Here is a 25,837-nt window from a genome sequence, read left to right as displayed (position 1 = left end):
CACGGCTCAGAGGGCTTCGAGCACGTCGAGCGCCCGCTCGACCCCGTGCTCTGCCCGCATCCGTCGACCCACGTCGGCGGCACGGTCGCGGCGGGTCAGGGCATCGCGCATCGCGGGTTCGAGCGTGCCCGCCGACACGCGACGCAGCGGAACCGGAGCGGCGGCCACGCCCTGTCGGTGCAGCTGCGCGGCCCAGAACGGCTGGTCCGCGGTGACGGGCACGACGACCGCGGGCACGCCGGCGCGGGCAACGGCGTGCGCGGTACCGGCCCCGCCGTGGTGCAGGGCGAGCGTCGCGCCCGGCAGCACCGCGTCGAACGGCGTCGACCCCACCGCCAGCACGTCGGGGCCACGGAGCTCAGCCGGCAGCGCGAGGCCGCCCGCCCCGGTGACGAGCAGCACCCGGAGGCCGTGGGAACGGGCAGCCGTGACGATCGCGGACCCTCGAGCCGCTGCGTCCCGCGCCGTCCCCGTCGCCATGGACCCGAACGAGGCGACGATGAAGCGACCGGCCCGCAGGAAGTCGCCGACCTCCGGGTCGAGTGACGCCGACGGTGTCGCCTCGTACCAGGCCCCCGTCTGGTGCACCCGCTCGGGCCAGTCGTCGGGCCGCGGGAGCAACGCGGGACTCACAGCCATGAGCGTCGCACGCGACGGCGACCGCCGCGCGGGACGACGGCCGCCCGGCAACTCGGCGGCGGCGCGCACCACGTCGGCGTCGAAGAGACGGGCGACGGCGCGGGGGACGGCGTAGGTGGACCGGTTGCGCGGGCCGAGGTCTCGGGTCGCCGTCGGGCCTCCGGCGGCGGGGAAGCGCTCGCTCGGGGTCGCCACGGGTGCGAACTCCACCAGCACGCGGGGGACGCCGAGCGCGTCCGCCACCATCGGAGCGCTCAGGATCAGCGGGTGGTGCACCACCACGCCGGGGCCGAAGTCGACGCTCTCCCGCACCGCGGCCGCGAGCATCCGGCGCATCGCAGGACGCACCTCGGTGCGCAGGTGGTGCGCGAGCACTCGAGGGGTGCGCCGGACGGGGAACAGCACCCGGTGCGCGTCCAGGCCGAGGCGCACGGTGTCGACACCGTCAGGCGCGACCGCGTCGTCCGGCAGCGCCAGCCGCACCTGGTGTCCGCGGGACAGGGCACGTCGTGCCAGTGCTGCGAAGGGCTCGACGTCGCCGCGGGTGCCGGCGGTGAGCAGCATCATGCGCATCCGACCAGTGTGGCGGGGAAGCCGGCGCCCGGCGTCACCGTCGGCCGGGTACGCTCGGGCCCGTGACTGACGGACTCGAGCGGATCCCGCGAACCGCGCTGTCCGGGATCGGACCGGCCGTGCGCCGGCTCCTGCTCATCTCGCGACCGGTGCTGTGGATCAACACCATCGGCTCCGGGCTCGTTGCCGTGTGGCTCACCGGCGCGCTGTTCGACGTGCGGGCGTTGCCGCTCATCCTGTGGCTCACCCTGCCGTTCAACCTGCTCATCTACGGCGTCAACGACATCTACGACCAGGACACCGACGCGGCCAACCCCCGCAAGGGGTCGATCGAGGGTGCCAGGATCCGACAGTCCGAGGTGCGACTGATCGCCTGGGCCGTCGCGGTCGTGAACGTCCCGTTCCTCGTCTACTTCTCCATCGCACTGCCGCCGCTCGCGAACGCGGTGATCCTGCTCTACGCGGGTGTCTTCGTCTTCTACTCCGCACCGCCGCTGCGGTTCAAGGCGCGGCCGTTCCTCGACTCGCTGAGCAACGCCGCGTACGCGCTGCCGCTGGTCATCGTCCCCGCGGCGCTCTCGGTCACCCCGGTGTGGCCGGCTGCCCTCGGCCTGATGGCGTGGAGCGTGGCCAAGCACGCCTTCGACGCGGTGCAGGACATCGAGGAGGACCGCCGTGCGGGCATCACCACCACCGCGGTCCGGCTCGGCGCGCGCGGGACGGCATGGTGGAGCGGGTCCTGGTGGATCGCCTCGACGGCACTCTTCGCCGTGGTGAGCGTGCCCGTGGCCGCAGTCAACCTGCTCATCGCCGGCATCCTGGTGGTGTCCCTGCTTCGTGATCCGACGCCGGAGACCGGTCACCGCCTGTACCGTCTGTCGGTCGCCTTCCCGTACATCGCGGGGTCGTTCGTCGGGGTGCTCCTCATGGTGTCGATCGTGTTGGGAGGCCGCTCGTGAGCCGCATCGTCGTGGTCGGGGGCGGGATCGGCGGCCTGACCGCCGCCGCGCTGCTCGCACGTGCTGGCCATCGGGTCACCCTGCTCGAATCCTCCGCAGAGCTCGGCGGCAAGAGCCGGCGCATCCACCTGGGTGCGGACCGGATCGACACCGGCCCGTCGTTGATGACGTTCCCCGCCGTGTGGGACGAGTTGCTGCGGCGACTCGGCGACGGCGCGGACGCGGGCGCACCCGAGCGCACTCGCGATGCCGGTCACCTCGACCTGGTGCGGATGCCCGAGGTCGGTCGCTACTACCACGACGGCGAGGAGACCTCGCTGCCGGTGGCGCCCGACCACCCGTGGTACCCAGCCTGGCGCCGGTTCTCGGACCTGCACGCACCCCTCGCCGACGACGTGACCGAGCTGCTGCTCGCCGACCCCCTCGACCGCGCGGCCCTCCCGGCGCTCCGTCGGCTCCTGGCCGTCTACGGTTCGCGACTCACGACGCGCGCCTACCTGGACGGCTTGCCGTGGCTGCCGGACGGGCTGCGCGAGATCATCGCGATCCACACCCTCAACGCAGGCGTGTCGCCGGCACGCACCCCGGCCCTCTACGCGAGCATGCCGGCGATCATGGCGGAGACCGGTGCCTGGGTGCCGCGCGGCGGGATCTACGAGATCGTGCTCGCGCTGGCCCGGCTGGCCGAGGCCGCCGGAGCCGAGGTGCGCACCGGCGAGGCCGTCACCCGCATCGAGCGCGGGTGGGTCACCACCGAGGTCGGGCGGTACCCGGCCGACCTCGTCGTCAGCGCCGTGGACGCCGACCGGCTCACCACGCTGACGGGCCCGTCGCGGATCCCACCGCTCCCCCGTCTGCGTCCGCGCACCCTCTCCTGCTCGGCCGTCGCGGTGTACGGCGTCCTCCGCCAGGAGTTGCCGGCGGACCTCGCGGCGCACAGCGTGGTGCTCCCGACGAAGCCGGCGGCACTGCACCGCAGCCTGGAGGCCGGCGACGAGCCGGCGGACACCATGGTGTTCGTCAACCAGTACCGCGCGGGCGAGGTGTACCCGAACGGGCGCAGCACCGCAGGGATCCTGCTCACCGCGCCCGCCGACGGCGGTCACTACACGGCGGAGCACCCCTTCGTGCGGCGCGAGGTCGACCGTGTCTCCCGCGCGATGGGACTCGACGGGCCCCTCACCGACCTGCTCGACGAGCAGGTCGTGCTCGATCCGCAGTACTACGGCGAGGGCGGCGAACCACACGGGGCGCTCTACGGAGCGGCACGTCCGCCGTGGCTGAGCGGGCCGTTCCACCGTCCCTCGTACAACGACCCCTGGCGGCCCTGGCTGTGGCGGGTCGGTGCGTCGGTCCACCCCGGCGGCGGCGTCCCGGCGGTGGTGGGTGGCGCGATGATCGCGGTGAACCGGCTGCTCAAGTCGACACCGGCCTGACACGAACGAGCGAACCGGCGAACCAGCGAACCGGCGAACCGGCGAACCGCTCCACACCAGCCGGGCAGTTACACGAACGCGGCCTGCCCGGTGATCGCCCGGCCGACGATCAGGGTGTTCACCTCGCGCGTGCCCTCGTACGAGTAGATCGCCTCGGCATCGGAGAAGAACCGAGCGACGCCCTTGTCGAGCACGATGCCGTTGCCGCCCTGCACCTCGCGGCACCAGGCGACGGTCTCGCGCATCTTCGAAGTGGCGAACGCCTTGGCCATCGCGGAGTGCTCGTCGCCACCGACCCCGGCGTCCTGCATGGCCGAGGCCTGCGTGCAGAGTGCGATCGAGGCTGTGATGTTCGACAGCGACTTGACGAGCAGGTCCTGCACGAGCTGGTGCGCGGCGATCGGCTTGCCGAACTGGACCCGCTCGCGGGCGTAGGCCAGGGCGGCCTCGTACGCGCCGATCGCGATGCCGACCGCCTGCCAGGCGACCTCGGTGCGGGTCAGCCGGAGCACCTCGGCGGTCGAGCGGAACGACGTGGCGTTCTGCAGCCGACGCGACTCGGGGACACGGACGTCCCGCATGACGATGTCGGCGTTCTGCACGCCGCGCAGCGCGATCTTGTCCTCGATCTTCGTCGCGGTGAAGCCCGCGGTGTCGGTGGTGACCAGGAAGCCCTTGACCTGGCCGTCGGCGACGTCCTTCGCCCAGATCACGACGACGTCGGCGAAGGTGGCGTTGCCGATCCAGCGCTTCTCGCCGTCGAGCACCCACTCGTCGCCCTCGCGCCGTGCGGTGGTGCGCAGGCCTTTGGCGGAGTCGCTGCCGGAGTACGGCTCGGTGAGTCCGAAGGCCCCGATGAGCTCGCCGGCGGCCATCCGTGGCAGCCACTCCCGCTGCTGCTCGTCGCTGCCGGCGACCGCGATGGAGTTCATCGCCAGGCCGGACTGCACACCGATGAAGGTGGCGACGCTGGCGTCGACCCGGCCGAGCTCGAGCGCTGTCCACCCGCGGTAGACGGCCGAGTTCTCGAACCGGCGCACCATCGGCACGCCCGGCCCGTACATGCCGAGCTCGGCGAGCGGCGCGATGACCTGCATCGGGAACTCGGCACGCGCCCAGTACTCGTCGGCGATCGGCCGGACCTCTTGCTCGAGGTACTGCCGGAGCTGCCCGAGCGACGCACGCTCCTGCTCGGTGAGCTGCTGCTGGAAGCCGTAGAAGTCCGATTCGAGCAGGGCCGTGGCGGGCATGGTCGTTGACATGGGAACCACGATGCATCATTCTCGAAAACGTTGCAAGAGAGGATCGCGTGTACACATCAGACTCTGCGCTGCGCGCCTTCCGGGAGGCCCGTCACACCTTCATCGCCGGGTCGCGGATCGACATGGGGGCGTTGGCTGCCGCACTCGGCGTCGATCGCACGTCACTGTTCCGCTGGGTCGGCAACCGTGACCGGTTGCTGTCCGAGATCTTGTGGTCCCTCGCCGTCCCGACGCTCGACGGGGCAACCCACGCCGCCGACGAGATCGGAGCGACCGGGGCAGCCCGGCTCGTCGTCGTGCTCGACCGGTTCACCGCGGACCTGATCGACGCCCCGTACTTCCGTGCGTTCCTGACCCGCGAACCGGCTCGGGCGATGCGTCTGCTGACCACCTCGGAGAGCGACGTGCAGAGCCGGTTCGTCGCCCGGGTCACCGCACTCATCGAGCAGCAGGAGTCGTCCGGTACGTTCGATCCGGCACCGTTGTCGGCTGAGGAGCTCGCACGGCTGCTCGTCCGGATCTCCGAGTCGTTCACCTACGCCGAGTTCATCTCCGGTGAGACCCCTGATCCCGACCGGGCACGTGCGGCGTTCGAGTACGTCCTGCGGCCCGACGCGGTGCACGCCACACCCGCACCACCGATCGGAGACCGATGACCATCGACGAGTACCCGTTCCGCCGCTCCTACCCCACCAGGTGGAACGACAACGACATGTTCGGGCACGTCAACAACACGATCTACTACTCGGCGATGGACAACGCGTCGACGTACTGGTTCCGCGAGTTCGCCGGGCTCGACCCGTTCTCGTCGGAGTGGATCGCCGTGCTGGTGTCGTCGAGCTGCCGGTTCGTCGAGTCCGCCGTCTGGCCGGACGTCATCGAGGTCGGGATGCGCTCGAAGCACCTCGGCACCACGAGCCTGTCGTGGGAGTTCGGCCTGTTCCGGCAGTCCGACGGGGCACTGCTCGCCACGGGCGAGTTCGTGCACGTCATCATCGACCGTGAAGGTGCCCGTCGTCCGATCCCGCTGCCCGCCGAACTCCGCGAGCTCGTCACGGGTTCGATGGTCGCGCAGCAGCCCGCCGTCGCCGACTGAGGACCTCAGCCCTTCAGCGCAGCCAGCTCGAGGTTGATGTCGTCGGGGTCCTGCACGGACAGGATCACCATGCCGGCGTCGCCGAGGTCGGTGACCTCGCCGTGCTCGACCCCTGCGGCGTCCAGGCGTGCAGCCGCCTGGTGCAGCTCGTCGACCGACCCCACGACGAAGCTCACGTGGTCGAGGCCGACGGTGTCAGGGTCGAACGTCTGCCCCGCCGGGGCGACCGGACGGAGCCCGAACACCTGGTCGCCGAGCCGGAACACGGAGCCGCCGTAGAAGCGCTCACGGTCCTCGCGCACGCCGGGCTCGTCGACCTGGTCGCTGAAGTCGATCGCCGGGTCGGTGCCGAGCAGCTGCTGGTAGAACGCCTTGCTGCGGTGGATGTCGGTCACGGTGACACGGACGTGGGCCAGGGCGGTCGGGCGTGCGAACGGCTCGGTCATGGTGGAGCTCCTCAGGGTTGCGCGCCGTGGTTGCGACGCGCACCCGAGGCAACCCTCGGTGCCTCCGAACCACCCGAGGCCGTGCGGCGACCGGACAGCCGCGCGCACGACGTTCCGCACGCCGCACAACCAGAGCGCCCCCGAACCACGCGATCGCGCGGTTCGGGGGCACTTCGGTCGTGCAAGCGGCGCTGGACCCGAACGCCAGCGCCGCGGTCCGGGGTCAGATCAGGTCGTCGGTCAGGTGGTTCGGCGTGCCGAAGCGGTGCGCCGTGATCGACACCGCCTGCTCGCGGACGAACGGCAGGATCTCGAGCCGCCCGGCCTCGGTCACCGGGCCGCCGTACACCGCGACGTCCGGACGACCACCGACGGCGGAGTACAGCGCCGAGGTGTCCCCACCGATGAGCCGCACGCGGGTCGAGGGACCAGAAGCGACCGAGCTCGCGAAGGCCCCGTGGGACACCGTCTGCGACAGCGAGCGCACGATCGGCAGCGACCGGATCGCCGAGGCGACGGACGACGGCAGCGTCGCGGCCGTGGAGACCTCGATCGTCGTGCCAGCCCGGAGTGCGGCTGCGACGACGCGGACGAGCTCGATCACCGAGGCGTCAGCGTCCGCGTCGGCGACCGCGGCCAGCCGCACCTGCACCGACGGGAACGGCAGGTACCGGGCGATGTTCCGCTCGGCGGAGAGCGCCGAGACGTCCGTCGCGGTGCCGAACAGCGTCGACCAGGCCTGCTCGTCGGACGCCAGCGCGCGGTCGAGCATCGGCGAAGCGACCTCGGCAGCCCGGGCGAACGCCGAGACCGGACCCGACACGGCGACACCGGACGCAGCAACCGCCGGCGCCGGCGTCCACGACCCGAGCCCGAGCAGGTAGTTCAGCCCACCCGCCTTCGTGCCGGCGCCGACCGCCGACTTCTTCCACCCGCCGAACGGCTGACGCCGGACGATGGCGCCCGTGATGCCGCGGTTGACGTAGAGGTTGCCCGCCTGGATCCGCGACAGCCACGTGCCGATCTCGGCCGGGTCGAGCGAGTGCAGTCCCGAGGTCAGGCCGTAGTCGACCTCGTTCACGATGTCGATCGCCTCGTCGAGGGAGTCGGCGGTCATCATGCCGAGGATCGGGCCGAAGTACTCGGTGCGGTGGAACTCCGAGCCACGGCGGACGCCCTGTCGGACGCCCGGGCTCCAGAGCTTGCCGGTCTCGTCGAGCTGCTTCGGCTCGACGGCCCAGGACTCCCCCGCCCCGAGCGTCGTCAGGCCGTCGAGCAGCTTGCCCGATGCCGGCTCGATGACCGGGCCCATCTGGGTCGCCGCGTCGGTCGGGTAGCCGACGGTGAGCGACGACACCGCGTCGAGCAGCTGGTTCCGGAAGCGCTTGGACTTGGCGACCGAGCCGACCATGACCACGAGCGACGCTGCCGAGCACTTCTGACCGGCGTGCCCGAACGCGGACGCGACGACGTCCTTCACGGCGAGGTCGAGGTCGGACGACGGCGTGACGATCACGGCGTTCTTGCCCGAGGTCTCGGCGAGCAGCGGCAGGTCCGGCCGGAACGAGCGGAAGAGCTCGGCCGTCTCGTACGCACCGGTGAGGATGACCTGGTCGACCATCGGCGACGCGATGAGCTGCTGCCCGAGGTCGTCCTCGGACACCTGCAGGAACGCGAGCACGTCGGCCGGTGCCCCGTGGGCGTCGAGCGCGGTCTCGATGATCGAGGCGAGCACGGCGCCGGAGCGTTCGGCGGGCGGCGCGGGCTTCAGGACGACGGCCGACCCGGCGGCCAGTGCGGCGAGGGTGGACCCGGCGGGGATCGCGACGGGGAAGTTCCACGGCGGCGCGACGAGGGTCAGCGCTGCGGGCGTGAAGGTCGCACCGTCGACGTCGTCGAGCGAGGACGCCAGGGTGCCGTAGAAGTGCGCGAAGTCGATCGCCTCGGACACCTCGGGGTCGGCCTGGTCGATGGTCTTGCCGGTCTCCGACGCCATGACCTCGATGAGGGCGGCACGGTTCGCCTCGAGTGCGTCGCCGACGGCGTGCAGCACGGCGCCACGCGCACCACCGGACCAGGTCCCCCAGACCGCACCGGCGGCCTTGGCGCGACCGAGCGCGGAGTCGAGCGCCGTGGCGGAGCCGACCCGGGCCTCCTGGACGGCACGGACGCCGAGCGTCGACGAGGCGACCCGTGCGGTGATGGCGTCGCCCCAGGCACGGACGGCGCCGACGGAGGGGTCGCTGTCCGGGGTGTTCTCGAAGTGGCCGGGGCCGGGGCGGCCGACGGCGGCGTACCGGTCGGCGACCCGGTGTGATGCCGGCGCTTCGAGCCCCTCGGGCGTCGCGAGCGGCACCAGGGAGGCGCGGAAGCGCTCCTCTTCGCGGGCGAACAGCGGCGGCGACGACACGAGCGAGAAGACGGCGGACATGAAGTTGTCCTGCGACGCGCCTTCTTCGAGACGACGGATCAGGTAGGCGATCGCCACGTCGAACTCGCCCGGGTGGACGACCGGCGTGTAGAGCAGGAGCGAACCGACCGTGTTCTTCACGGCCGACGCCTGCCCCTGCGCCATGCCGAGCAGCATCTCGAACTCGATGCCGTCCCGCACGCCACGCTCACCGGCGAGCAGCCAGGCGTGCGCGACGTCGAACAGGTTGTGCCCGGCGACACCGACGCGGACGTTGTCGACGCGCGATGGGGTGAGCGCCCAGTCGAGCACCCGCTTGTAGTTGGTATCCGAGTCCTGCTTCGTGTGCCAGGTGGCGAGCGGCCAACCGTGCACCGAGGCCTCGACCTGCTCCATCGGCAGGTTCGCGCCCTTCACCAGCCGGACCTTGATGCCGGCACCGCCGCGGGCACGGCGGGCGGCGGACCACTCCTGCAGCTCCTGCATCGCGGCGAGCGCGTCGGGCAAGTACGCCTGCAGCACGATGCCGGCTTCGAGGCCCAGGAACTCGGGCTCGTCGAGGAGCTTCGTGAAGACCGCGATGGTGAGGTCGAGGTCCTTGTACTCCTCCATGTCGAGGTTGATGAACTTGGCGGGGCTGGCGGCTGCGGCGCGCTGGAAGAGCGGTCGGAGCTGCTCGACGATGTCGTCGACGGCGTGGTCGAACGCCCACGGGGAGTGCGGGTGCACGGTGGACGACACCTTGATCGAGACGTAGTCGACGTCGTCGCGGGCCAGGAGCTTGTGGGTGCCCTCGAGCCGGCGGGCGGCTTCGCGTTCGCCGAGCACGGCCTCGCCGAGCAGGTTGACGTTGAGGCGGACGCCGTCGCGCTTGATGCCGGCGATGGCCGGGCCGAGCTTGGAGTCGGTGGCGTCGACGATCAGGTGGCCGACCATGTTCCGGAGGACGCGGCGGGCGATGGGGACGACGACGTTCGGCAGGACCGGGGCCATGCCGCCGCCGAGCCGGACGAGTCCGCGGAGCGCGGCGGGCAGGAACCCGGGGGCGTCCGGGGCGATCTGGCGGAGCTTGCGGGCGGCGACGGCGAGGTCTTCCGGTCGCACGACGCCGTCGACGAACCCGACGGCGAAGTCGAGGCCGGCGGGGTCGGCGAGCACGCCGGCGAGCTGCTTCGCGGAGCCGTCGACGGGGTACGACTCGGCCTCGGCGAGCCACTGTCGGACGAGCGCGACGGACTGGTCCGCCAGGGCGTCGTGGTCGATGGCGGAGTCCTCGTGCAGCGTCGTCATGGGTTCAGTGTGGAGGTCCGGGATGCGGTAGCGGAAGTGAGCGTTCCTGATGCATACCGTTCAGTTGCGCTACCGTTCCGGTCGCGGTCCGGCTAGCGTCGGACCATGCTCGACGTCCGCCGTCTCGTGCTCCTCCGTGAGCTGTCCATCCGTGGCACGATCGCGGCCGTCGCCGAGGCGGTGAACTTCACCCCGTCGGCGGTCTCGCAGCAGCTCAGCGCCCTGGAGCGGGAGGCCGGTGTGCAGCTGTTCCGCAAGGCCGGCCGACGGCTGCAGCTCACCCCGCAGGCCGAGGTGCTGGTCACCGCGGCGGGCCAGGTGCTCGACGTCCTCGAGCACGCGCAGTCCCAGGTGGAGGAGACCCTGTCGTCCGTGCAGGGCCGGGTGCGGGTTGCCGTGTTCCAGTCCGCGGCCCTGGCCCTGATGCCGAGCGCCCTGCACGAGATGGCGACGGAGCACCCCGACGTCCGGGTCGAGATGGTGCAGCGGGAGCCGGAGACCGCACTGAACGAGACGTGGGCTCGTGACTTCGACATGGTGATCGCCGAGCAGTACCCGGCACATGCCGCACCGCACCTGCCCGGGCTCGACCGATCGGACCTGACGACCGACGCGGTGCGGCTCGCCCTGCCCCCGCTCGACACCGCGCTGCGCCCGGTGTCGTCGCTCGAGGACGCGCGCACCATGCCCTGGGTGATGGAGCCCCGCGGCACCGCGTCGCGGCACTTCGCCGAGCAGGTCTGTCGGCGCTGGGGTTTCGAGCCAGACGTCCGGTACGAGACCGCCGACCTGCAGACGCAGATCCGCCTGGTCGAGTCCGGCAACGCGGTGAGCCTGATGCCGGACCTGATGTGGACCGGCCGGACGACGACCTGTCGACTGCTCGAGCTGCCGGAGGGTCCGCGACGGACGATCTTCACGGTGGTCCGCGCCGCTGGCGCGTCGTCGCCAGCGGTGCGTGCTCTCCGCGCCGCGCTCGGACGTGCCGCGTCCGTCGTCGGAGCGTGACACGGCGGTCTGGAGGCGCGGCTCGGGTCGGCACGACGGCTGCGGAGCTCCGTTGCCGTCGTGATCATTCTGTGATCGAGCGATCGTCAGGACTGGCCAGCGGGCGACATTCCCTGAGTAGAGGACGCTGATCCGGCGTCCCGTCCAGGCATCCGAGGGGGATCCCGTGAACCAGTCCTGCAAGTACACCTTCCGCCGCAGCGCGGCGATCGGAGCGGCGATCGCGATCGTCACCGCTTCGTCGGCGTTCGGCATCGGGGCGAGCGCCGCCTCCGCAGCGACCGACGAGACCGCTGCGCCGAGCACCACCGCGACGTCGGCTCCGCAGGGCACGACCGCCGCGGGCACCGCGCCGACGCCCCCCGCCGCCGCAGAACAGGCTGCCCCCGAGTCATCGACACCCGTGACCTGGGCGGAGCCGTCGAGCAAGGACGCGCCGATCGTCCTCACCGTGACCGCCGGCCAGCCGTTCTCGCACACCTTCACCGCCCAGGGCGGCGACGGCCCGTTGGAGTACCTGTTCAACCCGTTGAACTTCGACCCGACCAACGACGTCAACGGCTGGTCCTGGAACGAGCAGACCGGTGTCCTGAGCGCCACCCCGAAGAGCACGTTCGACGGACCCGCACTGTTCCAGGTCACCGCGACCGACCTGCACCAGACCGCCGTGCAGTACGTCCAGGTCGACATCGAGCCCGGCGCCCCGGTGGGTGTCACGTTCGGCGTCGACAGCTCGGACTCCGACGTCAGCTGGCAGGTCGACGCCGACGGGACGATCCGGGAGTACGCGCCGGGTGGCACCGGTGACACCGTGGTGTCGGAGGTCCCCGCCACGGTCGGCTCCTCGATGACCCTCGCGGGGCTGGCCGTCGACGCGCTGGGCAACCGCACCACCCCGGGCGACGAGTACCCGCGCTCGACCGTCACGAGCACCACCGCGTCCGACGGCGTGGTCTGGGACCCGAACTGGTCGGCGAACACGGTGACGTTCTCGGAGCCGGGCACCCGCACACTGACGGTGTCCGAGGGCGGCGTCTCGACCTCGTTCACGGTCCGCGTCTCCGAGGCCCCCGCTGCCGTCACCGGCATCACCATCGGGGTGCTCCCCGCGGACGGGACCTCCGGCGACCGGTGGGGCGTCGATGGCGACGTGATCACCTACTACCCGGCGGACGGCGACCCGCAGCAGGTCGACGCGATCCCGGCCCGACAGGGTGACCGGGTGCAGATCCGCGCCCTGGCCGTGGACGCCGACGGGCAGCCGGTCGGCGACCACACCGACCTCACATTCACGAGCGACGTGGCCAGTGACCGCACCGAGTACGACCCCGAGGCTGTTGCCACGTGGGTGACCTTCGAGCACGCGTCGCCGCACACGATCACCGTCGCGTCCGGAGACGTGACGAGCACCATCCGCTTCGAGGTGCAGCCGACGGCGACGACCACGGTCACGACCACCCACACGCCGACCGCGTCGGGCACCCTCGCGTACACCGGTGCCGACGAGTCCGGCCCGCTCGCGTGGGCCCTCGGTCTCCTGGCATCGGGCGCCGGCCTGCTCGTCTGGCGCCTGCGTCGCCGACTCGGCTGAGGCACGTCACGGCAACCGCCTGACGGACCGGAGGTGCGCGGCGAGACCGCCCCGCACCTCCGGCCCGTCGTCGCGCGTTTCTGTGAAAAACCCCAGATGAGAGCCGGTAGTACCGAGACGAAACCGTGATCTCCGGCAGGGGTCGGAACGGGTCTGTGAACCGTAACGTCAGCACAGAGGAGCGCGCGGGCACCGTGTGCTCACCACCAGACTCCCGAGGGGGAACCATGCACCAGTCCACCAAGCCGCCCGTCCGCCGCGCGGCGACGATCGGCATCGTCGTCGCGGCGACCGCCATCGGCTCGGTCATCGGCGTCAGCGCGCCCGCGACGGCGGCGACGCCGACGCGGACGACGACACCGACGAGCACCACGGCGACCGCGACACCGGGTGCCAGCCTGACGCACGCCGTCAGCCCCGCCGCGAAGGCCACGGACAGCGCCACCCCGGCGGCAGCACCGGGTGACGGCAGCGACCTCGCGTTCACCGAGCCGTCGACCCAGGCCGCCCCGATCGCCCTCACCGCGACGGTCGGCACGCCGTTCAGTCACACGTTCACCACCACGGGCGGCAACGGCACCGTCGGGTACGCCATCCAGGACGCCCCGTCGGCGGACTACACGGTGAACGTCGAGACCGGCGTGCTGAGCGGTACGCCGACGACCGCCGGCACGTTCGACTTCGAGGTCGTGGCGCTCAGCGGCTCGACACAGGTGACCGAGTACGTCCGCCTGACCGTCTCGCCGTCGCCGGTCGTCTTCACCGAGCCCTCGACGAAGGCGAAGCCGCTCGCCCTCACCGCCACCGCCGGCGCGACGTTCACGCACATGTTCCGTACCACGGGCGGCACGGGTTCGCTGGCGTACGCGATCCAGGACGCACCCTCGTCCGACCTGACCGTCAACGTCGAGACCGGGGTGCTCACCAGCACCGTGACCACCGCTGGCACGTACGACTTCGAGGTCGTCGCCCTCCGCGGCACCGCGACCGCCACGGAGTACGTGCGCCTGACCGTCCTGCCGGCCGCACCCGTCGGGGTCCGGGCGATCGTCGACACCGGCACACCCGGCGCAACGGTCTGGTCGGTCGCACCCGGTGGCGTCATCAGCGCGTTCTCCGGCGGGGGCGACCCCCTCGGCACCGTCACTTCGATCCCCGCCCAGCAGGGAGGCTCGCTGGTGGTGTCCGGCCTCGCCGTCGACCGGTTCGGCAACCCGACCGCGCCGGCTTCCGTGAGCACCGGGTTCGGCGCGACGGTGACGAGCTCGGTCGCGTCGGACAAGATCGCCACCGATCCCCGGGGCGACGCCTCGAAGGTGACGTTCCCGCACGCCTCGGACCACCGCCTCACCATCACCCAGGGCGGCGCCTCGACCACGTTCGTCGTCGCCGTCCGTCCCGTCGCCACGGCCGCGGTCGCGACCACCACGAGCGGCACCCCCGGCACCCTCGCCTACACCGGCGCCGACGAGACCACGCCGTTGGCGTGGGCGCTCGGCCTGCTCGCCGCCGGCGGCGGCGGCCTGCTGGTCCACCGTCTGCGGCGCCGTCGCGCCTGAGACGCGACCGACGAACGGACGGGAGGCCCGGTGCCAGCTGGCACCGGGCCTCCCGTCCGTCCTTCCGCACCTCCGCAGCCGCGCCGCGGCTGCGGAAGTCAGGCGGTTTCCCGCACACACCCCCAACCCGGGTCACATTCCGGTGAATCGTCACAGCCCCAGGACCTGATCCCGCTACGATCCGAGAACGCCGACATTCTCGGCAAATTCACATGATCCGGGCCAGTGGCCCGGACCGATTCCCTGGGGGAACCCGTGCACCGCAGCACCTCCACAGTCCGTCGCGCCTGCGCCGTCGGCACCACCGTCGCCCTGGTCGGCCTGACCACCGGCCTCGGCATCATGACCGCGACGGCCGCCAACGCCGAGACGCTCGACACCACGCAGCCGATCTCGGCCGTCGAGACCCCGGCCCCGGCCGAGGGCAGCGAGACGTCCACGCCGACGGATCCGCCCGCCGACACCACGCCCGAGACCCCGGCTCCCGCCGAGGAGACCCCGGCTGCACCGGCCCCGGAGGCCACCGACGAGCCCGTCGCTCCGGAGACCACCGCGCCGACGGCCACCGAGGCGCCGACGCCGACCGAGACCCCGAAGCCGGACGTCACCGCCGAGGCCGCCGACGCCACCGTCGCCATCGAGGGCGCTGCGAAGGTCGGCACCCGACTCGTCGCCGTCGTCACCGGCTTCGACGACGAAGCAGGCTACAAGTACTCGTGGACCGACCAGGACGGCAACGTCCTGTCGAAGGCCGCGAGCTACGTCGTCGACCCCACCGACGTCCGCAAGACCATCACGGTCGCCGTGACGGGCACGCTGCCCGGCGCGACCGAGACGTCGACCGTCACCTCGGCCGCGACCGCGGCCGTGACGCAGACCCCGGCGTTCCTCGGCGCGGACGGCCAGCCCACCAAGGCCGGCGCGACGCAGGACAACCCGCTCGCGCTGAGCACCGTCGCCGGTGACGCCTTCTCGCACACCTTCCGTGCGCAGGGCTTCCCGGAGCCGAAGTACAGCCTCACCTGGTTCTCCGAAGAGGACGCCGACTACGCCGAGGAGTTCCCCGAGGACGAGTCGTCCCCCGAGGAACAGCTCCCCTTCGACCTGACCTTCGACGCCTCGACCGGTGAACTCAGCGGGACCGCCACCTTCGCGATGGACTACGACTTCGCCGTCACCGCGACCAGCGGCACCGAGTCCGTCACGCAGTACGTGTCGATGACCGTCGAGGCCGCAGCCCCGATCGGCGTCATGGTCTACACGACCGACCGCGCTGGCCTCTTCGATGACAGCGACCAGGAACGGACGAGCTGGATCATCGAGCCCGACGGCAGCGTCTTCACGCTCGGTGAGGACGACTTCCAGATCGGCGGCCGTCCGACCATCGAGCAGGGTGGCACGCTCGTGGTCCAGGGCGGTCTCGTGGACCGCTTCGGCAACCCCGAGGGCGGCTTCGACAGCGAGACGCGCGAGCTGCCGACGGTGACGTCGGACATCGCCAGCGACGTCATCGCGCCCGACCCCGAGCTCGGTGACTTCGGCATCGTCGGCGTCACGTTCCCGCACGCGTCGATCCACAACCTGACCGTCGCCGCCGGCGACTTCAGCACGTCGTTCGCCGTCGACGTCCGGCCGACCGTCGCCGCCGGCATCGCCGACCCGACCCCCGTCGCACCCGCAGCGGCCCCGGTCGCCCCGGTCAACACCGGCGGCCAGCTCGCCTACACCGGCTCGGACACCACCGACGCACTGCCGTGGGCCCTCGGCCTGCTGGTCGCCGGTGCCGGGCTGATCGGCGCCCGCTTCGCGCGCCGTCGTCGCGCCCAGCGCTGACACCCGGAGACGTCTCCCGTCCGTCGCGTGCCCGCGCGGCGGACGGGAGGCCCGCCACGGCCCCGCCTGCTCCCGACCGGAGCAGCGGGGCCGTTCCCGCATCAGCACCCGGGTGGGTCCGCGCCGGTAGCGTTGGCGACATGCCCACGCTGCTGCACATCGACTCCTCGGCCGACCTCTCCCACTCGCGCTCGCGCGCGCTGACCGCAGCCTTCGCCGATGCCTGGCGCGCCCGCGGCCCGGAGTACACGGTCGTCCGGCGCGACCTGCACGTCGACCAGCTCCCCCACCTGGAGAGCTCCGCGCTGCACTGGGCCGCCGCCGACCGCACCGCCGACGAGACCGTCGCGCCCGAAGCCGACGCACTGCGGCAGGAGGTCATCGACGAGCTCCTGGCCGCCGACGTCGTCGTGGTCGGTGCGCCGCTGTACAACTACACGGTGCCCTCGACCCTGAAGGCCTGGATCGACCGCATCCACGTGCCCGGCATCCTGACCGGCGGCGTGCAGCCCCTGGCCGGGCGACCCGTCGTGACCGTGGTGAGCCGTGGCGCGACCTACGACGCCGGCACCCCGACCGAGGGCTGGGACCACGGCTCCCCCGTCCTGCACATCGTGCTCGGCACCGCGCTCGGCATGAAGCTGTACCCGATCACCGTCAGCGCCACCCTGGCCGACCGGCTGCCGGACCTCGCCGCCCTGGCCGAGCACGCCGCCGCCGAGTTCGCCGACGCGAAGACGACGATCGAACGCCTCGCGACGACGCTCGGCTGACCCGCGCGGCCGCGGACGGCTGAGGTCAGGCGGGCCGCACCTCGTCAGCCCGCCCGAGCAGGTCTGCGTGGAAGGCCGTCTGCGTCAGTGCGCTCGCGAGCAGGAACCCGGTCATCGACTCGATCCCCCCGCTGAACGGCACCCGGGCGGCGACCTCGAACAGCGTCGGACGGTCCAGTGCGTCGAGGGCCGCGGCGACACGGCGGGAGCGTTCCTCCCGGTGCCGGGCCAGGGTCCGCGCACGGGTGACGACGTCGCGGAACCGGTACTCGTGCCCCGGGCAGACCTCGAGCTCGGCGTACGGGTCGAGCCGGGCCAAGGACGCCAGGTAGTCCCCCAGTGGGTTCGTCCCGGCCCGTCCACCGAGCCCGATGCCGGAGTTGATCCGCGGCAGCACGTGGTCGCCGGAGAACAGCAGCCCGTCGGCCTCGTCGAGGAAGCACACGTGCCCGCCCGTGTGCCCCGGGGTCCAGAGCGTGCGGATCGTCCGACCGGGGATCGGCAGCAGGTCGCCGTCCTCCAGCGACACGTCGGCGTACGGCGCCTCGATCCGGCCCATCCCGATCCGACGGCCGCTGCCCCATGCCTCGACGACCCCGGCCCGCAGGTGTTCGGGCAGCCCCCACGTCGCGATGTCCGCGTCGTTCCGCTCGGCGTCGGCGCGCTCCCGTTCGAGCGCTCCGACCTCGAGGCCGTGCATCGCCACACGTGCACCCGTCGCCCGGCGGATCGCAGCTGCGGCGCCCAGGTGGTCGGCGTGCAGGTGCGTCACGGCGACGAGCGACACGTCGTCCAGGTCCCGTCCGATCGCGGCGAGGCCGTCCCGCAGCTCGTCGAGACGGCCGTCGGCCGACCACCCGGGGTCGATCACCGCGAGCGAGCCGTCCGCCCCCTCGACGACGTAGACCAGGGTGGCGTCGGGCACCCCGAACCGGAACGGCACCGCGAGGGTCCAGATGCCCGGCCGGACCTGCTCGACGGGCGGCAGGACTCCGTCGCGGAGCGCGGCGGCCTGCACGGGGCTGATCGGTTCCGGGGCAGGCGCTGCCGGCGGGGGCACGGTCGTCACGCTCGCCACCATACCGACGCGTGTCTGGCCGGCGATGGCCCTGCTCCCGACGCATGGTGAGCAGAAAGGGTCGGGTGCGGGCCGTGGACCCGACCATTCCTGCTCACCGAACGCACGCGCCGGGCGGAGCACGGGCCTCCAGGCAGACGGCGCAGGCTGCGCAGCACCGCGCCGACAGCGCCGACGACGCGCGCGAGTAGACAGGACGCATGGAGATCGCACCGATGCTCGCCAAGGCCGTCGCCACCGTGCCCGACCCGGACAGCACGAAGGGCGGGCTGCGGTACGAGCCGAAGTGGGACGGCTTCCGCGGCATCGTGACCATCGACGGCGACGACGTCGAAATCGGCAGCCGCGGCGCCAAGCCGCTCACCCGGTACTTCCCCGAACTCGTCGAGGCGTTCCGCGCGCAGTTCGGCGGACGCGACCACCCGGTCGTCCTCGACGGCGAGGTGATCCTGCGGTCCGGCGAGCCCGGTGCCGAGCGGCTCGACTGGGAGGCCCTGTCGCAGCGCATCCACCCGGCGGCCTCACGGATCGCCAAGCTCAGCGTCGAGACCCCGGCGCAGTTCGTGGTGTTCGACCTGCTGGCGGTCGACGGGCAGGAACTGCTCGACCTGCCGTTCGACGAGCGCCGCGAGCGCCTGGAACAGCTCGGCGACGCGATGACCACCCCGCTCTTCGTCACCCGCACCACGCTCGACGTCGAGCAGGCCCGCGAATGGCTCACCACCTTCGAGGGCGCCGGGCTCGACGGTGTCGTCGCGAAGCCCCGCGCGCGGCCGTACGAACCGAACAAGCGCACCATGCTCAAGATCAAGCACCACCGCACCGCCGACGTCGTCGCCATCGGCTACCGCGTGCACAAGAGCGGCTCCGGTGTCGGGTCGCTGCTGGTCGGCCTGTACGACGCAGACGGCGAGCTCCGTCAGGTGGGCGGCATCTCCGCCTTCACGGACAAGCGACGGGCCGCGTTGGTCGAAGAACTCGACCCCGTCGTGCTCCGCGATGCGGACGGGAGGCCCGTGACCGGTGACGGGGAACGGTCGCGGTTCTCGTCGGGTCGCGACACGTCGTTCGTCCGGCTGGCGCCGGAACTGGTGCTCGAGGTCCGGTACGACCAGATGGAGGGCGACCGGTTCCGGCACACCGTGCAGTTCGAGCGGTGGCGGCCCGACCGTGACGCGACGTCGTGCGGGTTCGAGCAGCTCGAGGTGCCGAGTGCGTACGACCTGCACGACGTGCTGTCCTGAGGCGTTCGCCACCGCCCCTGTGCGCTCCTCCGGGTCGTGGAACGCACTGCGGTGTCCGTTTGTCGCTGTTCGGTCACGTTTCCGGATGAGTAGTTAGTCGAACTAGCGAAGTCGTGTGAGGATGTTCCCAGCAGCACGAGGCGTCCATTCCGGAGCCCCGGATGCCTGGATCGAATGGGGATCGACATGAGCACCAGCACGCTTGTCCGCCACCCTCAGCGGAGCCCCTTCACCGAAGTCCGAGAAGCACGGCGTCAGCGCGTCCTGCAGCTCAGCGCGGTCATCAGTGCCATCGCCGGCGTCACCGCCACGGCGCTCGCACTCGTCACGATCGGACTCGGCGCGTGATCGTCGACGGCATCACCGACGCGCACCGCGGCACCTGGTCGAGACTGACCCGCCTGCACACCGCGAGCGTCGGGCTGCCGACGCACACCACCCGCGTCGAGGACCCGGACCGCCAGCGGGACGTCTCCTCCGCAGCCTGAGGTTCGGCTCGGCTGGGCCCGTCTGCTCGACCGCTGGGCCTCAGCTCGGCTTCTTCGCCCGTGAGGGCTGCACGCGCGGCGGTTCCCCCGGCATCTTCGGGAAGTCCGGCGGGAACGGCAGCTCCCCCTCGCCGTTCGCCAGGTCACGCTCCCACCACTCCAGCAGCGGTGCGATGCTGCCCGGCTGCTCCCCCATCGACTCCCACGGGTCGCCGGTGGTCTGCAGCCGCTCCGGAACCGTCCGGATCGTGAAGGTCGTCGGGTCAGCGGTCGGCAGTTCGTCCCAGGTGATCGGCGTCGACACCGAGGCGTGCGCCAGGGCCCGGGGGCTGTAGGCACCGGCCATCGTGCGGTCGCGGTTCGCCTGGTTGAAGTCGACGAAGATCCGCTGTCCCCGTTCCTCCTTCCACCACGCCGTCGTCACCTGGTCGGGCATCCGGCGTTCGAGTTCACGCGCTGCGGCGATCACCGCGTGCCGCACGTCGAGGAACTCGTGCTCGGGGTGGATCGGCGCGAACACGTGCAGGCCACGGTTGCCGCTCGTCTTGATCCACGTGGTCAACCCGACCTCGTTGAGGACCTTCCGGAGCTCCTCGGCCACGGGCACCGTGTCACCGAAGCCGGTGCCGGGCTGCGGGTCGAGGTCGATGCGGAGCTGGTCCGGGTGGTCGCTGTCCTCGGCGCGTGAGGCCCACGGGTGGAACACCACCGTGTTCATCTGGGCGGCCCACACGGCCACGGCCGGCTCGTCGATCACGAGCTGCAGGTGCGACCGGGCACTCGGGTAGGTCACCGTCACCGACCGGACGTAGTCGGGCGCTCCCTTCGGCGGGTTCTTGGAGAAGAACTGCTCGCCGTCGACACCACCGGGGAACCGCTGCAGCGAGATCGGCCGGTCGCCGTTCGCCCGGACGAAGGCATCGCCCACCGTCACGAGGTACACCGCCAGGTCGAGCTTCGTGATCCCCGCCTCGGGCCAGAGCACCCGCGAGGGGCTGCTGATCCGGACCTCGCGGTCGCCGTCAGGCCCGGGCACACGCACCATCGTCGCTTCGCTCGCCATGCAGCGGACCGTACACGCGTGCCCGCCGCGCGCCCGCAGCCCGGTGTGCGTGCGCCTTCGCGCTCCCGCTGGACACCGGTGTTCCCGGGTCGAACACGCGCACGCCGGTGTTCAGCGCACGAACACCGGTGTCGTGCGGGCACGGCAGGATGGGGCGGGTGAACGCGTACCTCGGCATCGACCTCGCGTGGGGACTCGGCTCGGATCGGAAGGCCGCGAACGAGACCGGGCTGGTCGCGATGGACTCGGACGGCACGATCACCGACGCCGGGTGGGCCCGCGGGGTCGACGCCGTCACCGACTGGATCGCCGCGCACCTCGGGCAACGGTCCCTCATCGCGGTGGACGCCTCGCTCGTCGTGACGAACCCGACGGGGATCCGCGAGTCCGAACGACAGGTCGGGCAGCGCTACGGCCGGTGGAAGGTCGCGGCCAACCCGACGAACCAGGCATCTGCGGCGAGCGCCGGCTCAGCGCTGCTCGACCGGCTGACCGCACTCGGCGTCGGGTACGTCTCCGACACGGACGCCATGCGGGCACGGACCGGTCCGGCGATGTTCGAGTGCTACCCGTACACGACGCTGGTGGGGGTGGAGGAGCTCGGCTACGACGTGGAACGGCCCCGGTACAAACGGCTCGACCTTCGGATCCCTGCCGCCGAGGCTCGTGCCCGTCGCGCCGAGGCCTTCGACGAACTGGTCCGGCGGCTGCGCGAGACCCCGCTCGACCCGCCGCTGCTGCTGGACTCGCACCCGCTGACGCAGCGGCTCGCCGATCCGTCGGTGCTGCACGGTCCGACGCATAAGCACCGCGAGGACCTGCTCGACGGGGCGCTGTGCGCGTGGACGGCGTCGTTCTGGGAGCGACACGGCGACGAGCGCGTGCAGATCCTGGGAGGTGATCCTCCCCACCGACACGGCCCGGACGCCGCTGGCGCGTCGCCCGGGAACCGGCGGCGTGGGCCCACCCTCCCCACCGACACGCCGGACGAGGCGGGCCGCCGGCCCGTCGTGGTGGCGCCCGCACGCCCGTCGCAGCGGGGGCCGCGCGGCTAGGGTTGAGCGGTGAGCTCGACGACCGAACCCCTGCACATCGGGCTGGTGTCGCTGCACACCTCCCCCGGAGACGAACCCGGTTCGGGCGAGGTCGGCGGCATGAACGTCGTCGTCCGGCACCAGGCCGAGGCGCTGGCCGACCTGGGCCACCACGTCGACATCATCACGCGCCGCTCCGCCCCGACGCAGCCAGACTCGGTCTCGCTGGTGCCGGGCGTGTGTCTGCGGTTCCTGTCCGCGGGGCCGGCCCAGCCGGTGCCGAAGGGCGAGCACGACGCGTTCATCGAGCCGTTCCGCCACGAGCTCGAGCAGCTCGGGCAGTTCGACGTCCTGCACTCGCACCACTGGTTCTCCGGAGCGGCCGCTCTGCCCGTCGCCCGTGAGCGCGGCATCCCCCACGTGCAGTCCTTCCACTCCATTGCTGCCGACCCGGCGACGCCGCTGTCCGAGGGCGAGCGCCCCGAGTCCGCCGGTCGCATCGCGGGCGAAGAACTGCTGGCCCGCGAGTCCGACGCCGTCGTCGTGGTGTCCGAGGCCGAAGCGTCGACCGTGCGCTCGCGGCTCGGTGGCGACGACGCCCGCATCTGGATCGTGCCGCCGGGGGTCGACGGTTCCGTCTTCCGTCCCGCTGCCGTCGGTGCGCGCCGCGCCGCCTCGCCCTACGTGGTCGCGGCGGCGCGCGTGCAGCCGCTCAAGGGCCTGGACCTGGCGATCGAGGCGATCGCCGACATCAGCCTGGAGGCCCGCCCCACCCTGGTCATCGCGGGCGACGTCTCGAGTGAGGCGGGCGACTACGTGGACGAACTGCGTCGGCTCGCCGACGCGCGTGGCATCGCCGACCACGTCACCTTCATCGGGCCGCAGTCCCGTGCCGACCTGGCGTTCCTGTTCCGTGGCGCGGCAGCCGTGCTCGTGCCGTCCCACTCCGAGACGTACGGGCTCGTCGCGCTCGAGGGGTCCGCTTCCGGGGTGCCGGTCGTGGCCGCCGCCGCCGGGGGTCTTCGTGAGGCCGTGGTCGACGGGGAGACGGGTGTCGTGCTCGAGTCCCGCGACCCGCAGGACTGGGCGAACGAGATCGAGCGGATCCTGACGGATGCGCCCTACGCCGCCGGGCTCGCTGCTGCGGGCCGGGAGCACGCGGAGCGGCTCAGCTGGGAGCGGTCGGCAGCGGGGCTCGAGGACGTCTACCGCCGGGTGCTCGGACGCTCGTGAGCAGGTCGGGGGCCCCGGACACGGGCGATCGGTTCGCGGCGTTCTGGGCCGCGATCGACGCCGTGCCCGTGGAGTCCGACGCCGAGGCGCTCTACGACGTCGGATCGGCCGAGGGGCGGCTGCGTCGGGCGAACCTGACGCGGTACCTGGAGCAGTCCGGGCCGGGTGCCGACACGCTGCTCGTGGCCGAGGCCCCGGGGTGGCGCGGCATGACGAACACGGGCGTGCCGTTCACGAGCATGCGTGAACTCGGGTCCGAGTACCTCGTGCCGCCGGACCCGACCGCCCCGTGGGAAGCGTCGTCCCGCGTCGTGCACGCCGCGCTGGAGGGCTGGCGCGGCGCGCTCCCCGTCGCGTGGGCGATCTTCCCGCACCATCCGTTCGTGGCACCGGACCGGCTGACGAACCGCACGCCCCGGCCCGCCGAGGTCCGTTCGGGAGCCCCCGTGGCCCTGGCACTGCTGCAGGCACTCGGCGGCGCGGACCGGGTCCGGGTGGTCGCCGTCGGTCGGAAGGCGCAGGGAGCGCTCGCGCTGGCCGGCATCGAGGCGGTCGCCGTACGGCACCCGGCCCAGGGTGGCGCGAAGCAGTTCACCGAGCAGGTGCGGGCGCTCGACCGCTAGTCGTCGGCCCGTCCCGGTGAGGTGACGGTCGGGTGCCGGTCGCGTCCCGCTCAGGCGGAGCGGACCTCGACGCCCTTCGTCGCCAGCCGCTCGGCGACGTGGGCGGGCAACGGTGCGGCGGCGTACACGGTGCGGAGCTCCGGCAGGTCGAGCAGGTCGTCCCAGTTCTGCGGGTCGAAGCGGTCGTCCGAGCCGTCCCAGCCGGGGTGGACGTCCTGCAGGACCTCGAGGTCGGAGTCCACCGTGATCTCCGTGACGAGCGACAGGCGCGACGGCAGCAGGTCGAGGTCGTCGTAGTACTCGCGCGCCCGGTCGTCCTGCCCGTCGACGTCGAGGTCCTCGTCGGTCTCGTCCTCGGCGTCCGGGTCGTAGGGGTCGAGGACGTCGAGGTCGTAGCAGAGGACATCGAGCACCAGGAGCTTCGCGTTGAAGTCCGCGAACTCGATGGGCTCCTCGGTGGTGTTCGACTGCTGGTCCATGGCCCGGAGCGTATCCGTCGCCGCGGGACCGTGTTGCGATCGCGAGAAACCTTCCTGTGGGACTGGACAGCAAGGTGTTCCGCGCGCAAGGGTGACGCATGGCCACCACCAAGACGGACCGCCCACAGCAGGAGCAGCACGAGCTCCGCCGGGTCATCGGTCCCAAGCTCCTGCTGCTGTTCATCGTCGGCGACATCCTCGGTACGGGTGTCTACGCGCTCACCGGCCAGGTCGCGGCCGAGGTCGGTGGGGCAGCGTGGCTCCCGTTCCTCATCGCGTTCGCGGTCGCCCTGCTGACGGCGTTCTCGTACCTTGAGCTCGTGACGAAGTACCCGCAGACGGCCGGCGCCGCGCTCTACGTGCACAAGGCGTTCGGCATCCACTTCGTCACGTTCATCGTGACGTTCATCGTGATGTGTTCCGGGATCACGTCGGCGTCGACGGCGTCGCGGGCGTTCGCGGCGAACCTCGGCGCGGGGTTCGGCATCGAACTGCCGAACGGCGTGGTGATGCTCATCGCGATGGGCTTCATGCTCGCGGTGATGTTCATCAACTTCCGCGGGGTGAGCGAGAGCGTCAAGACGAACGTCGTGCTGACGCTGGTCGAGCTGTCCGGTCTCGTCATGGTGATCCTGATCGGGTTCTGGGCGATCGCGGGCGGCAACGCGGACTTCTCGCGGGTCGTGATGTTCGAGACGCCGGAGGACAAGTCCCTGCTGCTGTCGATCAGCACCGCGACGTCGTTGGCGTTCTTCGCGATGGTCGGGTTCGAGGACTCGGTCAACATGGCCGAGGAGACGAAGGACCCCTCGCGCATCTTCCCGAAGATCATGCTCACCGGCCTCGGCATCACCGCCGTGATCTACGTGCTCGTGTCGATCTGCGCCGTCGCCGTGGTGCCCATCGGTGAGCTCGCCGGCAACGAGACGCCGCTGGTGACGGTGGTGCAGACCGCGGCGCCGGACTTCCCCATCGCCGACCTGCTGCCGTTCATCTCGATGTTCGCCGTCGCCAACACGGCCCTGATCAACATGATGATGGCGTCGCGGCTGCTCTACGGCATGAGCAAGCAGGGCGTGCTGCCCGGCTTCCTGTCCCGCATCTCCCCCGCCCGTCGCACCCCGTCGACCGCGATCGTCTTCACCACGCTCATCTCGCTCCTGCTGATCGGGTGGGTCTCGCTCGACCCCGACTCCCCCATCGTCGTGGTCCTCGGCGGCACGACCTCGCTGTTGCTGCTGACGGTGTTCGCCGTCGTCAACGTGACCGTGCTCGTGCTGCGCCGCGACAAGGTCGACCACAAGCACTTCCGTGCCGGTGTGGTCATCCCGATCATCGGCATCGTCACGTGCCTGTGGCTCGTCATGCCGTTCTCGTCCGGTCGTGACCCGCAGCAGTACCAGATCGCCGGCGCCCTGCTGGCCCTGGGCGTGCTGCTCTGGGTCCTGACGTGGTTCACCCACGGACGGAAGCAGGCCGAGAAGGCCCCGACCGGACTCGTCACGGAACCGACGAAGGTGCAGCGCCCGCCGCACGACCAGCGCGACGCCTGATGGACGCGACGAGCGTCATCTGGACCGTCGTCATCGCGGTGATCGCCGCGCTGTCGCTGTCCGCCGGAGGCTGGCGCCTGCGTCGGGCTCGGGGTCGAGGTCGAGGGGACGGCCGACGCGACCGCTGACCGCCGCGCACGGATGACCGTGACGGTTCTGGTTCACGA

At 71.8% G+C, this 25,837-nt stretch carries 23 protein-coding genes; 16 read left to right on the top strand and 7 right to left on the bottom strand.

The annotated features are described in order from the left end of the window. Positions 1 to 6: 6 nt before the first annotated feature. A complete protein-coding gene (locus BIU95_RS09895) occupies positions 7 to 1,212 on the bottom strand; it encodes a glycosyltransferase (RefSeq protein WP_071251584.1) in 1,206 nt (401 codons plus the stop codon). Positions 1,213 to 1,274: 62 nt separating this feature from the next. Here BIU95_RS09895 and BIU95_RS09890 point away from each other — a divergent pair, with 62 nt between their 5' ends. Together BIU95_RS09890 and BIU95_RS09885 are read left to right on the top strand one after the other, a co-directional pair. Then, positions 1,275 to 2,171, top strand: coding sequence for a UbiA family prenyltransferase (locus BIU95_RS09890; RefSeq protein ID WP_017886568.1), 897 nt, complete (start codon positions 1,275 to 1,277; stop codon positions 2,169 to 2,171). Continuing rightward, a complete protein-coding gene (locus BIU95_RS09885; protein WP_071251583.1) occupies positions 2,168 to 3,607 on the top strand; it encodes an NAD(P)/FAD-dependent oxidoreductase in 1,440 nt (479 codons plus the stop codon). The genes BIU95_RS09890 and BIU95_RS09885 overlap by 4 nt, the downstream gene beginning before the upstream one ends. 68 nt (positions 3,608 to 3,675) lie before the next feature. On the opposite strand, the gene BIU95_RS09880 is transcribed toward BIU95_RS09885, so the two are convergent. After that, positions 3,676 to 4,857, bottom strand: a complete 1,182-nt coding sequence (locus BIU95_RS09880; protein WP_071251582.1) for an acyl-CoA dehydrogenase family protein — start codon at positions 4,855 to 4,857, stop codon at positions 3,676 to 3,678. A gap of 59 nt (positions 4,858 to 4,916) precedes the next feature. Here BIU95_RS09880 and BIU95_RS09875 point away from each other — a divergent pair, with 59 nt between their 5' ends. After that, positions 4,917 to 5,525: a QsdR family transcriptional regulator gene (locus BIU95_RS09875; protein WP_017886565.1), complete on the top strand. Its 609-nt coding sequence runs from the start codon at positions 4,917 to 4,919 to the stop codon at positions 5,523 to 5,525. Continuing rightward, entirely contained in the window at positions 5,522 to 5,965 is a 444-nt protein-coding gene (locus tag BIU95_RS09870) for a thioesterase family protein (protein ID WP_017886564.1), read from the top strand. The genes BIU95_RS09875 and BIU95_RS09870 overlap by 4 nt, the downstream gene beginning before the upstream one ends. Positions 5,966 to 5,970: 5 nt before the next feature. Here BIU95_RS09870 and BIU95_RS09865 read toward each other — a convergent pair whose 3' ends face one another. Together BIU95_RS09865 and BIU95_RS09860 are read right to left on the bottom strand one after the other, a co-directional pair. Next, positions 5,971 to 6,411, bottom strand: coding sequence for a VOC family protein (locus tag BIU95_RS09865; RefSeq protein ID WP_017886563.1), 441 nt, complete (start codon positions 6,409 to 6,411; stop codon positions 5,971 to 5,973). Between the two features lie 223 nt (positions 6,412 to 6,634). Beyond that, positions 6,635 to 10,111 (bottom strand): bifunctional proline dehydrogenase/L-glutamate gamma-semialdehyde dehydrogenase, encoded by a 3,477-nt coding sequence (locus tag BIU95_RS09860; RefSeq protein WP_071251581.1) that lies wholly within the window; start codon positions 10,109 to 10,111, stop codon positions 6,635 to 6,637. Positions 10,112 to 10,216: 105 nt separating this feature from the next. Between BIU95_RS09860 and BIU95_RS09855 the strand changes: the two genes are divergently transcribed. The 5 genes from BIU95_RS09855 to BIU95_RS09835 all read left to right on the top strand — a co-directional run bounded on the left by BIU95_RS09855 (position 10,217) and on the right by BIU95_RS09835 (position 16,875). Further along, entirely contained in the window at positions 10,217 to 11,119 is a 903-nt protein-coding gene (locus tag BIU95_RS09855; protein WP_071251580.1) for a LysR substrate-binding domain-containing protein, read from the top strand. 166 nt (positions 11,120 to 11,285) lie between these two features. After that, entirely contained in the window at positions 11,286 to 12,710 is a 1,425-nt protein-coding gene (locus BIU95_RS09850) for a hypothetical protein (protein WP_071251579.1), read from the top strand. 227 nt (positions 12,711 to 12,937) lie between these two features. Next, on the top strand, positions 12,938 to 14,269 hold the full coding sequence (locus BIU95_RS09845; protein ID WP_071251578.1) for a hypothetical protein: 1,332 nt from the start codon (positions 12,938 to 12,940) through the stop codon (positions 14,267 to 14,269). Positions 14,270 to 14,524: 255 nt separating this feature from the next. Further along, positions 14,525 to 16,102, top strand: coding sequence for a hypothetical protein (locus tag BIU95_RS09840; protein ID WP_017886559.1), 1,578 nt, complete (start codon positions 14,525 to 14,527; stop codon positions 16,100 to 16,102). A 140-nt stretch (positions 16,103 to 16,242) separates the two neighbouring features. Next, positions 16,243 to 16,875: an FMN-dependent NADH-azoreductase gene (locus BIU95_RS09835; protein WP_017886558.1), complete on the top strand. Its 633-nt coding sequence runs from the start codon at positions 16,243 to 16,245 to the stop codon at positions 16,873 to 16,875. 25 nt (positions 16,876 to 16,900) lie between these two features. Here BIU95_RS09835 and BIU95_RS09830 read toward each other — a convergent pair whose 3' ends face one another. Then, positions 16,901 to 17,944 carry an MBL fold metallo-hydrolase gene (locus BIU95_RS09830; protein ID WP_175470748.1) on the bottom strand — a complete coding sequence of 348 codons (1,044 nt, stop codon included), beginning with the start codon at positions 17,942 to 17,944 and terminating at the stop codon, positions 16,901 to 16,903. 209 nt (positions 17,945 to 18,153) lie between these two features. Here BIU95_RS09830 and BIU95_RS09825 point away from each other — a divergent pair, with 209 nt between their 5' ends. The 3 genes from BIU95_RS09825 (at position 18,154) to BIU95_RS18650 (ending at position 19,685) form a co-directional block, all read left to right on the top strand. Continuing rightward, the gene (locus BIU95_RS09825) at positions 18,154 to 19,197 is read left to right on the top strand and encodes an ATP-dependent DNA ligase (RefSeq protein ID WP_071251576.1); all 1,044 of its coding nucleotides are present in this window, start codon (positions 18,154 to 18,156) and stop codon (positions 19,195 to 19,197) included. 186 nt (positions 19,198 to 19,383) lie between these two features. Next, positions 19,384 to 19,545, top strand: a complete 162-nt coding sequence (locus BIU95_RS18655) for a hypothetical protein (RefSeq protein ID WP_156155271.1) — start codon at positions 19,384 to 19,386, stop codon at positions 19,543 to 19,545. After that, a complete protein-coding gene (locus tag BIU95_RS18650; RefSeq protein WP_017886554.1) occupies positions 19,542 to 19,685 on the top strand; it encodes a hypothetical protein in 144 nt (47 codons plus the stop codon). The genes BIU95_RS18655 and BIU95_RS18650 overlap by 4 nt, the downstream gene beginning before the upstream one ends. 40 nt (positions 19,686 to 19,725) lie before the next feature. Here BIU95_RS18650 and ligD read toward each other — a convergent pair whose 3' ends face one another. After that, positions 19,726 to 20,748 (bottom strand): non-homologous end-joining DNA ligase, encoded by a 1,023-nt coding sequence (gene ligD, locus BIU95_RS09820; RefSeq protein WP_071251575.1) that lies wholly within the window; start codon positions 20,746 to 20,748, stop codon positions 19,726 to 19,728. Positions 20,749 to 20,906: 158 nt separating this feature from the next. Between ligD and BIU95_RS09815 the strand changes: the two genes are divergently transcribed. The 3 genes from BIU95_RS09815 to BIU95_RS09805 are packed head-to-tail and all read left to right on the top strand — an operon-like array spanning position 20,907 to position 23,638. After that, positions 20,907 to 21,803 (top strand): DUF429 domain-containing protein, encoded by an 897-nt coding sequence (locus tag BIU95_RS09815; protein ID WP_200942656.1) that lies wholly within the window; start codon positions 20,907 to 20,909, stop codon positions 21,801 to 21,803. A 9-nt stretch (positions 21,804 to 21,812) separates the two neighbouring features. Then, on the top strand, positions 21,813 to 23,015 hold the full coding sequence (locus BIU95_RS09810; protein ID WP_017886551.1) for a glycosyltransferase: 1,203 nt from the start codon (positions 21,813 to 21,815) through the stop codon (positions 23,013 to 23,015). Beyond that, positions 23,012 to 23,638: a uracil-DNA glycosylase gene (locus BIU95_RS09805; protein WP_071251574.1), complete on the top strand. Its 627-nt coding sequence runs from the start codon at positions 23,012 to 23,014 to the stop codon at positions 23,636 to 23,638. The genes BIU95_RS09810 and BIU95_RS09805 overlap by 4 nt, the downstream gene beginning before the upstream one ends. A gap of 50 nt (positions 23,639 to 23,688) precedes the next feature. Here BIU95_RS09805 and BIU95_RS09800 read toward each other — a convergent pair whose 3' ends face one another. Then, the gene (locus BIU95_RS09800; RefSeq protein WP_071251573.1) at positions 23,689 to 24,117 is read right to left on the bottom strand and encodes a hypothetical protein; all 429 of its coding nucleotides are present in this window, start codon (positions 24,115 to 24,117) and stop codon (positions 23,689 to 23,691) included. 98 nt (positions 24,118 to 24,215) lie between these two features. Between BIU95_RS09800 and BIU95_RS09795 the strand changes: the two genes are divergently transcribed. Then, positions 24,216 to 25,670, top strand: coding sequence for an APC family permease (locus BIU95_RS09795; RefSeq protein ID WP_017886548.1), 1,455 nt, complete (start codon positions 24,216 to 24,218; stop codon positions 25,668 to 25,670). Positions 25,671 to 25,837 lie beyond the last annotated feature (167 nt).

Source organism: Curtobacterium sp. MCBA15_007 (assembly GCF_001864905.1).
Taxonomy (GTDB): Bacteria; Actinomycetota; Actinomycetes; order Actinomycetales; family Microbacteriaceae; genus Curtobacterium; species Curtobacterium poinsettiae.
Note: the sequence above shows the minus strand (reverse complement) of the source record. Positions and strands in the feature narration are given on the sequence as shown.

Coding starts and splice junctions, on each gene's coding strand:
- BIU95_RS09895 (WP_071251584.1), bottom strand. CDS start 1,212: ATGCGCATGATGCTGCTCACCGCCGGCACCCGCGGCGACGTCGAGCCC.
- BIU95_RS09880 (WP_071251582.1), bottom strand. CDS start 4,857: ATGCCCGCCACGGCCCTGCTCGAATCGGACTTCTACGGCTTCCAGCAG.
- BIU95_RS09870 (WP_017886564.1), top strand. CDS start 5,522: ATGACCATCGACGAGTACCCGTTCCGCCGCTCCTACCCCACCAGGTGG.
- BIU95_RS09865 (WP_017886563.1), bottom strand. CDS start 6,411: ATGACCGAGCCGTTCGCACGCCCGACCGCCCTGGCCCACGTCCGTGTC.
- BIU95_RS09860 (WP_071251581.1), bottom strand. CDS start 10,111: ATGACGACGCTGCACGAGGACTCCGCCATCGACCACGACGCCCTGGCG.
- BIU95_RS09855 (WP_071251580.1), top strand. CDS start 10,217: ATGCTCGACGTCCGCCGTCTCGTGCTCCTCCGTGAGCTGTCCATCCGT.
- BIU95_RS09845 (WP_071251578.1), top strand. CDS start 12,938: ATGCACCAGTCCACCAAGCCGCCCGTCCGCCGCGCGGCGACGATCGGC.
- BIU95_RS09835 (WP_017886558.1), top strand. CDS start 16,243: ATGCCCACGCTGCTGCACATCGACTCCTCGGCCGACCTCTCCCACTCG.
- BIU95_RS09825 (WP_071251576.1), top strand. CDS start 18,154: ATGGAGATCGCACCGATGCTCGCCAAGGCCGTCGCCACCGTGCCCGAC.
- BIU95_RS18655 (WP_156155271.1), top strand. CDS start 19,384: ATGAGCACCAGCACGCTTGTCCGCCACCCTCAGCGGAGCCCCTTCACC.
- ligD (WP_071251575.1), bottom strand. CDS start 20,748: ATGGCGAGCGAAGCGACGATGGTGCGTGTGCCCGGGCCTGACGGCGAC.
- BIU95_RS09800 (WP_071251573.1), bottom strand. CDS start 24,117: ATGGACCAGCAGTCGAACACCACCGAGGAGCCCATCGAGTTCGCGGAC.
- BIU95_RS09795 (WP_017886548.1), top strand. CDS start 24,216: ATGGCCACCACCAAGACGGACCGCCCACAGCAGGAGCAGCACGAGCTC.